At 67.5% G+C, this 9,661-nt stretch carries 8 protein-coding genes and 1 pseudogene; 3 read left to right on the top strand and 6 right to left on the bottom strand.

Annotated elements, in window-relative coordinates; genetic code table 11:
• Positions 1–510 precede the first annotated feature (510 nt).
• Both ACRDUX_RS32465 and ACRDUX_RS32460 read left to right on the top strand, forming a co-directional pair.
• Positions 511–822 (top strand): hypothetical protein, encoded by a 312-nt coding sequence (locus ACRDUX_RS32465; RefSeq protein WP_526420234.1) that lies wholly within the window; start codon positions 511–513, stop codon positions 820–822.
• A 40-nt stretch (positions 823–862) separates the two neighbouring features.
• The gene (locus ACRDUX_RS32460) at positions 863–3,253 is read left to right on the top strand and encodes an AAA family ATPase (RefSeq protein ID WP_526420232.1); all 2,391 of its coding nucleotides are present in this window, start codon (positions 863–865) and stop codon (positions 3,251–3,253) included.
• A 6-nt stretch (positions 3,254–3,259) separates the two neighbouring features.
• On the opposite strand, the gene ACRDUX_RS32455 is transcribed toward ACRDUX_RS32460, so the two are convergent.
• From ACRDUX_RS32455 to ACRDUX_RS32435, 5 genes are all read right to left on the bottom strand, one after another.
• Positions 3,260–3,820 carry a hypothetical protein gene (locus tag ACRDUX_RS32455; RefSeq protein ID WP_526420230.1) on the bottom strand — a complete coding sequence of 187 codons (561 nt, stop codon included), beginning with the start codon at positions 3,818–3,820 and terminating at the stop codon, positions 3,260–3,262.
• Between the two features lie 110 nt (positions 3,821–3,930).
• Positions 3,931–4,398 carry an STAS domain-containing protein gene (locus tag ACRDUX_RS32450; RefSeq protein WP_526420228.1) on the bottom strand — a complete coding sequence of 156 codons (468 nt, stop codon included), beginning with the start codon at positions 4,396–4,398 and terminating at the stop codon, positions 3,931–3,933.
• A gap of 334 nt (positions 4,399–4,732) precedes the next feature.
• Positions 4,733–5,431: a TVP38/TMEM64 family protein gene (locus ACRDUX_RS32445; protein WP_526420226.1), complete on the bottom strand. Its 699-nt coding sequence runs from the start codon at positions 5,429–5,431 to the stop codon at positions 4,733–4,735.
• A 6-nt stretch (positions 5,432–5,437) separates the two neighbouring features.
• Positions 5,438–6,892: an SDR family NAD(P)-dependent oxidoreductase gene (locus tag ACRDUX_RS32440; protein WP_526420224.1), complete on the bottom strand. Its 1,455-nt coding sequence runs from the start codon at positions 6,890–6,892 to the stop codon at positions 5,438–5,440.
• Between the two features lie 39 nt (positions 6,893–6,931).
• On the bottom strand, positions 6,932–7,999 hold the full coding sequence (locus ACRDUX_RS32435) for a DUF2855 family protein (protein WP_526420222.1): 1,068 nt from the start codon (positions 7,997–7,999) through the stop codon (positions 6,932–6,934).
• 37 nt (positions 8,000–8,036) lie between these two features.
• Between ACRDUX_RS32435 and ACRDUX_RS32430 the strand changes: the two genes are divergently transcribed.
• A complete protein-coding gene (locus ACRDUX_RS32430) occupies positions 8,037–9,506 on the top strand; it encodes an FAD-binding oxidoreductase (protein ID WP_526420220.1) in 1,470 nt (489 codons plus the stop codon).
• Between the two features lie 12 nt (positions 9,507–9,518).
• Here ACRDUX_RS32430 and ACRDUX_RS32425 read toward each other — a convergent pair.
• Positions 9,519–9,661 (bottom strand): annotated as a pseudogene (locus tag ACRDUX_RS32425) (DUF1801 domain-containing protein); the annotation flags it as partial.

Genomic DNA, 9,661 nt, shown 5'->3' with positions numbered 1-9,661 from the left:
CGCAGGGTGGGCCCGAGTATCGAACCGTTGTAACCCCAAGTGGACGTGCTCGTTCCGGCGACGATTTCCGTCGTTCCGGTGGTGGCTCGCAGTGCGAACGTCCGGGTTCCGTTGCCATCGACGGTCGAGGCGGCGAGTGGGGGGATCGGCAGAGGACGGAGGCGGCGACCACGCGGTCGCGCCGCTGGCGGGCGGCTCGCATCCGAGCAGGACAGTGACAACGCAATCGGGCTCGCGGCAAGGCTCAGGAGAAATCGTCGACGAGACGCGGATGGCACTGTTCCTCCGAAGGGTTGTCTGGCACGTGATGCGTCAAGTCTTCGGTGTGGCGAGCCGGCCTGAATCCGCTTCGAGGGCGGGAAAAGTGGAGGGCGATTCCTGCGCCAGGACCTTGTGTATGTCGCTCGAGTCTGCTCTCGGCGAGCCGCGCTGACGTCGGCGGCACCCTCGCAGCCCACGGATGCACCCGTCTGAGTGCGTTGCGGTTCTCGTCGCACTACGCTTCGCGAGATGATCGCATCGCAGCGCACGGGCCTGACTTCCTCGGCGGTCAGGCTGGCCAGGTTCGCCGTCGCCGGCGCCATCATTGGCGGGTGCGCGGTGGGCCTCGCCGTCCAAGCCGGTGCGGACCCCGGCAGCGGATGCGACCCGTTCTACCTGTCGATGACGCCACAACCCGTTCTGTCCTGCTCCGGCCCGGAGGTCGCGCCGCCACCGGATGTGTTGCCCGCGCCCCTGCCTGTCGACGACGTCACGGGCCCGCCGCCGCCAGAAACCCTGCCTCCCACCGGTGATCCCTTGCCGCCGCCGTTGGATCCATAGCGCTTGCAGGCCAACTCCATGCGGGTTTTCAGGTGCTTCCGTGCGTGACGGCGACTTCGTCCTGACCGAAGAGTTCGCGGAGGCGCTCGCACTGCTGGCCGGCGGTCGGCACGTCTTCTTGACGGGCAAGGCGGGCACCGGCAAGTCCACGTTGATCCGCCGTTTCATGTCATCGACGGACCGCAACGTCGTCGTCGTCGCGCCCACCGGGATCGCAGCGCTCAACGTCGACGGATACACCATCCACCGCCTGTTCAGCTTCCGCGCGACGACGACGCTGGACGACGTTCGCGTCGGTGACTACCGTCCCATGCGGTTCGTGAAGACACTCGCCGTCGTCGACACCCTGATCATCGACGAAGCATCGATGGTCCGAGCCGATCTGTTCGACATGCTCGCCGCAGCGCTCGAACGGTTCGGTCCCAAGCCCGGAGAACCCTTCGGCGGTGTGCAGGTCGTGCTGGTGGGCGATCTCCATCAGTTGCCGCCAGTGGTGACCGAGGCCGAGGCGAACTACTTCACGACTCGATACAAGACCCCGTACTTCTTCTCGGCGGACACCTTCCGGCGTGAGGACTTTCCGACCATCGCGTTGACGACGGTATTCCGTCAGCTCGGCGATGACCGGATGACGTCGATCCTGAACGACGTCCGCGAAGGCGTCTTGGTCGGGCATGCACACCAACAGCTCAATGCCAGAACCGATCCCGACTTCGTACCGCCCGCGGACGAATTCTGGCTCACGCTGGCGCCGACGAACAGAATCGTGTCAGCCCGCAACCGGCAGCATCTGGAACGGCTGCCCGGCGACGAAATGATCCACCGCGCACGGCAGTCCGGTGACCTGACGCTGTTCGAACCTCCCGCCGACGAGGAACTGCGTTTCAAGGTCGGCGCCCAGGTGATGATGCTCAACAACGATCAATCCGATCGTTGGGTCAACGGCACGATCGGGCGCATCACCGGCATCGGCGACGCAGACCGGACCGTCGTCACGGTGGAGTTCACCAACGGGGAGATCGAAGAGGTCAGCCCGTATACGTGGGAGGCGACGCGGCCGGTGATACAGGGCGGGTCGTTGCGCCACCAGGTCGTGGGTTCGTTCACCCAACTGCCCTTCAAATTGGCGTGGGCGATCACGATCCACAAGAGCCAGGGCCAGACCCTGGAGCGCCTAGTCGTCGACCTCACCGGCGGCACCTTCTCATTCGGCCAGCTCTACGTCGCACTGAGCCGGTGCACGTCGATGAGCGGACTGGTGCTCAAGCGACCCGTGCTGCCCAAGGATCTCAAGACGGATCGGCGCATCGCGCGTTTCCTGAACGCGTCCGTCTCGTCGGATCAGGGCCGCCGCCTGTGCGCGTTTGCCATCTTGACCGTGGGAGACGAGGGGCGGATGTCACGGCCGAGGCCCGTCGAGCTCGCCATCGCATTCGACGATGGCACGGCGGTGAGCACCGTCGTCAATCCCCAACGCGACCTCGCCGACGCGCGACAGGCCTACGGCATCACGGCGTGCGACGTCCTCTTGGCTCCGACACTCGTCGAAGCGTGGGACGTCATCGCGCCCATGCTGGCGGGCTGCACGCCCGTTGGCGTTGGGATCGACGACACGCTGGGCCTGATCGACTTCGAACTGAAGCGTCTTGGCCACGTCACGTCGATGCCGTTGGGGATGGACATGCCCCTCGCGGCGCTCGAACCGGAGTGTCGGCGCGCGCTGTCCGCTGGTACCGCCCTCGGACGAGCTCTCGCCGTCCTCGATGCCGTCACCAGTTCGGGCTTCGCTGATCCGGCTTCGACGGCGTTCGTCGAACCCGAACCATCCGAAACGTTGGGTGGGCTTCTGGTGAGTCGCAGTCGCGACATCCCGACACCCGCATCGGTCCACCTCCCCGCGCTGTCCGCCCTGCTCGACGTCAGTCGCAGCGTTGGGCCGGTGTTGCTCGGAGAGGCCACCGCAGTGGACGTCTTGGCTCGCGAATCCGTCACGGATACTTCGTGGATCGCTGCGGCGCGGCATTCGGTGGCCGGCCAGCTACGGACCGCGGCGTCGCGCGTCAGACTGACCGAGGAGTCGATGGCACGTCTCCGCGAAGCCGAGACGCTGTTGGGCGTCGAGATCGTCGACACCTCAATCGAATTGGCGCTCAACGGTGTCGACATCACCTCGGTTCTGGTACCGGGCGCACGCATCTGCTTCACCGGCACGGCGAAGGACGCCGCAGGGCGGGTCCTGTCGCGGGACGAGATCGAGGACATCGCCACGGCTGCGGGACTGACACCGGTCAAGTCCGTGACGAAGACGAGGTGCGACGTCCTGGTGACCGCGGAGGAGGGCAGTCAGTCCGGCAAGACGGGAAAGGCCCACGAGTTCGGAAAACCCGTGTACTGCGCTGACGAATTCTTCGCCTGGGCCGACGGGAGGTAGGTACGGCTAGCGCGCTGATGGCACCGCGACGGGTAGCAGTCGAGGTGCCACGTCGCCGTCGGCGAGGTGCTCCCTGGACGTCCGGGCCGTCTCGACGCTGGACCACGCTTCCGCCAGGTCGGCCACCCAACGGGCGACGGCGACCATTTCGGCCACGAACGGTTCGGGGTTCACGCCGCGCGGCGCAACGGGCAACGCCGTCCAGTCGAGGGGTTCGGGCAACGCCGGCCACCTGATCGGGGCGCGTGCATTACCGCCAACGGTCTTGGAAGCACGGTGCTTGTCATCGAGTGTCGCGATGACCTCGCTGATCAGACTCAACGTGACATTGAGGTCGACGACTCCGGCCGCAGCGCTCGTGAAGTCCGTCGCCGCATGCTGCAAACCTCCGTCGAAGGGCAGGACGGTCCGGGCGGCGACGACGTTGCGCAACACGTCGCCGTCGTCGGTGACCCAGGCCCCACACAGGCGCATCAAGGGAGTCGAGGGTGCGACGTCGACATGCCATACCGCCGAGGCGCGTTCGCCAGTGCGGACGATGGCGATCAGATCGGCAGATTCCGGCATGAACCCTCCTTGGTAGTCGCGGCGATCATACGGTCGCGCGCAGACAGGGAGTAGCCGATCGAATGGCCGGCTCGTCGGGCTCGCCGATCCGCCGGTCCAGGGTTGAGGCGCTAGGACGATCCCGCAGAGACGACGTCAGACGCGTACTGGTCGCGTGCCGCCGAGCCTGCCATGACGTGATGTCTACTGAGGGCCCGAACCGCCATCGCCACGCTCTGCGTCTGCGGGAGGTCTTCTGCGTCGCAGGCCCGAAGGGCACGTCGTACCGCGGGGCTGGGAACGAGTACCCACCCGATGCGGTCGCAGCACAGGTCGATGCGTCGCAGGGCGGTGAGGCCCGCGGTGCCGAAGAATCCCACCGCGCTCAGGTCGAGGATCAACGTTGCGGCGATGCCGGCATGTCGTTCGACGTACCCGGCCAGGGCCACGCCGTTGCTCGCGTCGATTTCGCCGCGAATCGAGACCACCACCGGATTCGTCGCGATCGTCGCGCTCGCCGTGGCGGGACCCCAACGTTCCTCGAGTCCGACGCGTGCGGGATCTGGACGGTAGAGGCGGCTCGTACCCAATGGCGCCATGGTCATCTCCTCGGATCGAAGTGCGCAACTGATCCGTTGCCAAGCCCGCACGCACACGTGATCGGTGCGCCGTGAACTCGACGTAAGTGGAAGGTACAACGCGATCCGTGCATCCCGGAGGAAAATCGCAGCACTCGAAAAACTCTTTTAGCGGCGTGAATACGATGCCTTGCTTGCCCGAAATCGTATTTGTCCTGCTCCGCGCGAGGTCGGGGCGACGGATTCAGTTGCCGATACCCCTTTCAGCAACGATTTGGGCACGGTGAACTGGTCCGACTCGTCGATTGATACCGGGTATGGTCGCCCGTGCCGCGAATTCCGCAGCTGCGCGCGTTCAGCGCTCTTCGTCACCCGGTCGTCCCCACCACGCCCGGTATCCACGATGCGCGGCGAACGCCCCGATGACGGCGGTCACGCACCACACCGCGATCGCCGAGTAGGCAAGAGGCGCCGACAGGTCACCGATCGACGCGCCCAGCGCCGTGTAGACGAAGGCCCGCGGCGCCGATCCGATGAACGCTCCGACTGCCATCTGCCACAACGGAACTCCGAACGCGCCGAATGCGTAGGACGCGAGCGCATCCGAGATGCCTGGGACGAACCGCTGGCCGACGACCGCCCACAGCCCGCGCCGCTGGACCTGGCGGTCTAGGCGATCGGCACGCTCGGTTCCCAGCAGGCCGCGTGCGCTGTCCCGGCCTGCGCGCCTGCCGATGAGGCTGGTGATGCTCGCGGTGCCGACTGCGGAGAACAGCGTCACGAACGTGCCGAGCAGGGGGCCGAACAGCACCCCGCTGCCCGCCGCCAGGATCGGGCCGGGCACGAAGATCGCGCCGAGGGCCGCTGACACCACGACGTAGGTCAGTGGCGCGGCAGGCCCCGTGGCCGCGACGACGCGTCGGACGTCGTCGACGTCGATGATCCCGGTGACCGCGACGAGGTAGAACAGCCCGAGCAGGAACGCCGCGAACAGGGCCAGTCGGATGACGTGGCGCCGACGGGTGGGGACGGGCGAGCCGTCGCCTACGGTCATGTGGAACTACCAGTTGCTCGGCGCGTAGTCCTTCAAGAAGCAGCCGTAGACGTCCTCGCCGGCCTCCCCGCGCACGATCGGGTCATACACGCGGGCGGCGCCGTCGGCGAGGTCGAGCGGGGCGTGGAAACCCTCCTCGGCGAGCCGCATCTTGGTGGGGTGCGGGCGCTCGTCGGTGATCCAGCCGGTGTCGACGGCGGTCATGAGGATGCCGTCCTGCTCCAGCATCTCGCCCGCGCTGGTCCGGGTCAGCATGTTCAGCGCGGCCTTGGCCATGTTGGTGTGAGGATGGCCTGCGCCCTTGTACGCCCGGCTGAACTGACCCTCCATGGCGGAGACGTTCACGACGTACTTGCGGCGCGCCGACGACGCGGCCATCGCCGGGCGCAACCGGCTGACGAGGATGAAGGGCGCCGTCTGGTTGCAGAGTTGTACCTCGAGCAGCTCCATCGCATCGACCTCGTGCACGCGCTGGGTCCAGCTGTTCACCGAGGCCGTGTCGGGCAGCAAACCCCCGGCGTCGATGGCGGTGCCTGCGGCGATCCGGTCGGGGGATGCGCTGCGGGCAGTGAGGGCCAGCGCGGTCACCGGAGGGCTGGAGCGAAGTGACCCGGGAAATGACGGCGCGTGCGGGGTCTGGTGTTCGGCCAGGCTCCCGGCGAGTGCGGCCGGGTGGGCGTCGCTCACGTGGTCGAACGTGATCACGTCGACGAGCTCCGGCGGTGGCGTGCGCTCCGACTCGACGAGGGCGGCGTACGAACCGGGGGAGCGACGCACCGTCTGGGCCGCGTTGTTGATCAGGATGTCCAGCGGGCCGTGCTCGGCCACGCTGTCGGCGAGTGCGACGACCTGTGCCGGGTCGCGCAGATCGATGCCGACGACGCGCAGCCGGTGCAGCCAGTCGGCGCTGTCCGGCATTGCGGCGAAGCGGCGCACGGCGTCGTTCGGAAAACGGGTCGTGATGGTCGTGTGCGCACCGTCGCGGAGCAGCCGCAGGGCGATGTACATGCCGATCTTGGCGCGGCCGCCGGTCAGGAGGGCGCTGCGGCCGGTGAGGTCAGTGCGCGCATCGCGCTTGGCCTGATTGAACGTCGCGCACCTGGGACATAGCTGGTGGTAGAACGCGTCGACCTGCGTGTAGTGGTTCTTGCACGTGTAGCAGGCCCGCGAGCGGAGCAGGGTTCCCGCGATGGCGCCGGCCGCCGTGGAGACCAGCGGCAGCCCCTGCGTCTCGTCGTCGATGCGGCCCGGAGCGCCGGTCGCGGTGGCGGCGATGACCGCGCGGTCAGCGGTCGCGACGGCATCCCGCTTGGCGTGGCGGCGGGCCATCTTGACCGACTTCCAGAGACCCGCGGTGGCCCGGCGTACCGCCACGGCATCGGGGTGCTCGGGCGGCAGCGACTCGATCTCGGACAGCACCCGTAGGCACGTGCTGAGCTTCTCCGGATCGATCGCGTTCACGGACGTAGAGTACTGGCAAGCTGCGGGAACGCCCGATTCCTAGGGGCTGACGACGGTGCCAGCCGCCGGGTCGAGCTTCCCGTCGAGCAGCTCGAGGTACGCCCGCTGGATCTGATCGTCACTCGAGATGCGTACGACGCGGAGCCATTTCGAGGCCCACTCCGCGAACGGTCCCCACGCATCGGCCACGTTCTGGTCCAGCTTGGCGGTGCCCCAGTCGGCGCCGCGCTTCTTGATGCGGTCAGGGGCAAAGAAGAAGACGGGACTCGGACCGTCGAGTTCGGTCGTGCTCTGCGCCATCTGGGTCCAGTGGGTGATGCCGACGGCGGCACTGTGGGCGAGGCGGTCACCGTAGCGGGCGTGTACGTCGGTGCGGACGGCCGGGTCGCCCGAGACGTCGACGTAGACGGCGCGTTCGCCGGGAAGCTGGGAGACGGAGTCGTAGAGATGGACCGAGTCGTAGACGTTCAACCCTTCGACGAACTCGCGGTTGCCCGCCGAGGTCAGCCCGACGACCTCGATGCCGTCGCGCTTGCCGAGCAGGTAGGCGGCGATGATCGCCGTCTTCGACGAGGCGCTCGAGATGACGATCGTCCCCGCGTCGAAGAAGTCCTCGTCGGCGAGGAAGTCGTCGATGAGATACGAGGTGAAGAACAAGGGAAAGAACAGGATGTGCTCGGCCTCGAACTCGGCTGAGTAGACCGGGTCGGTCCCGACGTCGCGGTAGCCCTGATAGGCCGACGGCAGTGTGGCCCGGTGCGCCGCGGCGTCGATGAAGCCCTTCTCGTTGATGCGGTCGGGGACGACCACCAGATGGCTTGCGCAGGGGAGGTATCCGTAGACGCGCGTGCCCTCTGCCAGATCGGGGTGCCGGGACTCCTCGACGTGGGCGTAGCCCCAGACGTTGAGCATGCCCCACTCGGGGTCCGAGGCCGGGAAGAAACCCCAGTAGTTCATCGCCTCGCCGAGCACGGCGTAGGTGATGTTGTTCGACGTCAGCCCGAACGATTCGATCCGAAGCAGTGCCTCGCCGTCACCCGGCGACGGCGGGTCGCCCGCGATGAAGCGGCTGTCGTGAAGGTCGTTGCGACGCAGTTCGAAGTCCACGCGCTCAGCCTATGCGTGTGGTCGAATCAGCACGGACATGATGACGCGTGAGATCTCCCGGCAGGCCTTCGTCCGTGGTGCGCTCGGCGCCGCGGCCGTCGGCGTCCTCGGAGCGTGCGGCCGCCCTGCGGCGCCCGGCCAGGCAGAACCGACAGTGTCGCAACCGACTTCGAGCCCGCCCGGCTGGGCTGCCCTCGCCGATGCGATCGACGGCAGCGTCACGCTTCCTTCCGACGCCGGATACCCTGCGGCGAAGGGACTGTTCAACACCCGCTTCGTCGATGCGACGCCCGCTGCCGTCGTCACGGTCAAGTCGAACGCCGACGTTCGCAAGGCCGTCGCCTTCGCCGCGGAGAACGACGTCAAGATCACCACCCGCAGCGGCGGGCACTCGTACGTCGGCGCGTCGGCGGCCAACGGCACGATGGTCATCGACGTGCGGTCGCTGCCCGGCGGAATCACCTACGACGCGGGTTCCGGCCTGGCGAAGGTGTCGGCGGCCACCGACGTCATTTCGGTCCAGACGGCATTGGCGTCGCATGGGCGGTCCATTCCCGCCGGTAGCTGCCCCACCGTCGGCGTCGCGGGGCTGACCTTGGGGGGTGGCCTTGGCTCGGATGCGCGGCGGTGTGGGTTAACCTGTGACGCAATGGTTTCGGCGTCCGTCGTACTGCCTGGCGGAGAGCTGGTCACCGCCTCGCCGGACGAGCACGCCGATCTGTACTGGGCGTTGCGCGGCGGGGGCGCCAACATCGGCATCGCCACCTCGTTCACCTTCCGGACTCATCAGACCTCCGATCGCGACGTCGTCACCCTCGAATTCCCCGAATCCGCTGCGGCGCACACGATCTTCGGCTGGCACGACTGGCTGACCTCCGCGGATCGCACGATCTGGAGCATGGTCAACCTGACGGTCGGCCCTACCTCGGGGCGTTGCGGTGTCGTGCTGGCAACGTCAGCCGGGGATGGTCCGCGTACGGCACGCGCGCTGGCCGCCGCGATCGGGGTGCAGCCGACCGACAACACCAGCCGCACGTTGGGCCACATGGACTTCGTCCACTACTTCACCGGCGGTCCCGATGCAGTGAAGCCCCGTGCGTTCGTGGCCGGCTCGGACATCGTGGCAGAGATGACGTCGGATGCGGCGGAGTCGATCGTCGCCGCGACGTCGGCGTGGCCAACGGCAGTGGGCTCGGCCACCACGGTGATCGAGTCGCTGGACGGAGCGGTTCGTGACGTCAACTCTGGCGATACGGCCTTTCCGTGGCGACGTCAGGCAGCGTGTGTGCAGTGGTACGTCGAGACGCCATCGCCGGCCACCGTCGAGGCCGCCGACGGCTGGCTGGCCGGCGCGCACCGGGCGGTGCGGGCCCACTCGTCTGGCGGTTACGTCAACTACCTGGAGCCGAAGACACCGCCCGTTCGCTACTTCGGTGACAACGTGGCGCGGCTCGACGCCGTTCGGCAGCACTACGACCCCGGCGCGTCGATGTATCACGCCACGTAGGCCGGGGCAGTGTCATTGGGTGTTCAAGGCCACCGCTGCGCGAATGAGCGCCGTGAACGCCGACTCGTCGACCTCGTCGTCCTCGCCGATGTCGATGGCACGCCTGGTGTTGCCATCGAGGCTGGAGTTGAAGAGTCGCTTCGGGTCGTCCAGAG

The organism is Mycobacterium sp., from assembly GCF_050701675.1.
In the GTDB taxonomy this organism is placed as follows: Bacteria; Actinomycetota; Actinomycetes; order Mycobacteriales; family Mycobacteriaceae; genus Mycobacterium.
The sequence above is the reverse complement of the archived record's forward strand: the minus strand, read 5'-3'. Positions and strand labels throughout refer to the sequence as shown.